General features: G+C 68.7%; 2 protein-coding genes. One reads left to right on the forward strand and one right to left on the reverse strand.

All coding sequences use genetic code 11. The features are described 5' to 3' along the window. On the reverse strand, window positions 1–1,112 hold a 1,112-nt coding region (locus A2J02_RS18880), incomplete at its 3' end, for an alpha/beta hydrolase (protein ID WP_068052158.1). A gap of 81 nt (window positions 1,113–1,193) precedes the next feature. Between A2J02_RS18880 and A2J02_RS18885 the strand changes: the two genes are divergently transcribed. After that, a partial coding sequence (locus A2J02_RS18885) for a nitrilase-related carbon-nitrogen hydrolase (RefSeq protein ID WP_331712150.1) occupies window positions 1,194–1,791 on the forward strand: 598 nt, incomplete at its 3' end.

The raw sequence follows: 1,791 nt of genomic DNA on the forward strand, positions 1-1,791 counted from the left end.
GCGAGCCGAAGCAGGGTGTCGCCCCTGCCGTCGCGCAGTTCGTTCAATCCGGCCCGCAGCAGACGCCACAGCTGCTGCGAGTACAGAGCCTGCTGGGCACCGGTGATCGCATCGTCGTAGCTGAGACCACGAGGGTCGGTCGTCTCGGCCGGCTGGTCGATCAGCGGGTCGACCAGCGATCGGAACTGCTCGACGGCCTGGGCCGGATCGGTTCCGAGCGGGCAGGTGTCGGTCTGTGCGCAGTCGGCGGCGAACTGATCGAAAGCGGTCTGGAACGCCGCGCCCTGCGCGACGGCCTCGTCGACGGGTGACTGGTCCGGATCGAGCGCTCCGTCGAGCACCATCGCGCGCACGTTCGACGGGAACTCCTCGGCGTACGCGGTCCCGATCCGGGTGCCGTAGGAGTAACCGATGTAGGTCAGCTTCTCGTCGCCGAGTACCGCACGGATGACGTCCATGTCGCGCACCACTTCCCTGGTGCCGACGTGTTCGAGCACGTCCGCCCCGGTGCGCTCGACGCACTGCGCGGCGTAGTCCCGATGTTCGGCCTCGGTCGCCGCGATGCCCTCGGGGCTGACGTCCACATCGGGTTCGCGACGTTCCTCGTCGACCTCATCCGACGTCAGGCATCGCACCTCCGGTTCGGATGCTCCGATCCCGCGTGGGTCGAAGCCGATCCGATCGAAGCGATCGGCGACGGCAGTGCCTTCCGCCTGCCCGGCGAGGTAGAGCCCCGACGAGCCGGGCCCGCCCGGGTTCATCAGTACCGACCCGATCTTCTCGCCCGTCGCCTTCGTCCGCGAGATGGCGACCTCGATCGTCTTGCCCTCGGGGTCTGCATAATCCAACGGCACAGTCACCATCGCGCACTCGACGGCTCTTCCCAGTTCACTGCCGTCGGTGTTGTAGCTGTCGCAGGACTCCCACTCCAGCGTCTGCGTGTAGAACGCCTCGAGCCCCGAGGGAATCGGGCCGGCGACCGATGCCGGCGACGAGGCGTCGGGCACCGCGGAGTTCTCCGGTGTGGCGGTGGGCTCGGGGCCGGAGCAGCCTGCGAGCACCACGGCCACGGCCGACATCGCCACGGCCGACTTCCTGGTGCGCGTTCTCATGGACACGATCGTGCCAGGTCTTTCGAGCGCGCCGCTCTCGCTGCCCGGCGGGGACGTCGTGCGAGCACTAGCGTGGGCGCAGTGCAGGCACTTCGACTCGCCCTCGCCCAGATCAACTCCGTCGTAGGCGATCTTGCGGCGAACTCCGCAGCCATCGTCGAGTGGACGGTCCGCGCGGCCCACGACGGTGCCAACGTGGTGGTGTTCCCGGAGATGGCGCTGACCGGATACCCCGTCGAGGATCTGGCTCTGCGACCGTCGTTCGCCGCCGCATCGGCTCGCGCCCTCACCGAGCTGGCTGCCGCCTTGGACAGTGCCGGGTGCGGCGACCGCATCGTGGTGGTCGGTTACCTCGATCGCGACGCCGAGGGCTCGCGGAACAGCGCGGCAGTGATCACCGATGGACGGGTTGCCACTCGATACGACAAGCACTCGCTCCCCACCTACCGGGTGTTCGACGAGGCCCGCTACTTCGCTCCGGGATCCGGCCTGAGCATCACGACGGTGAACGGCCTGCGGCTCGGTGTCGTTGTCTGCGAGGACATCTGGCAGCCGGGCGGGCCGGTGCCGGCCTACGGGGCAGCCGGAGTCGACATGTTGCTCTGCCTCAACGCCAGCCCTTTCGAGCAAGGAAAGGACGAGGTGCGCCGCTCCATCGCCGCGCGCCGAGCCACCGAGA

The sequence above is a fragment of the Rhodococcus sp. EPR-147 genome (genome assembly GCF_001647185.1).
Lineage (GTDB): Bacteria > Actinomycetota > Actinomycetes > Mycobacteriales > Mycobacteriaceae > Rhodococcoides.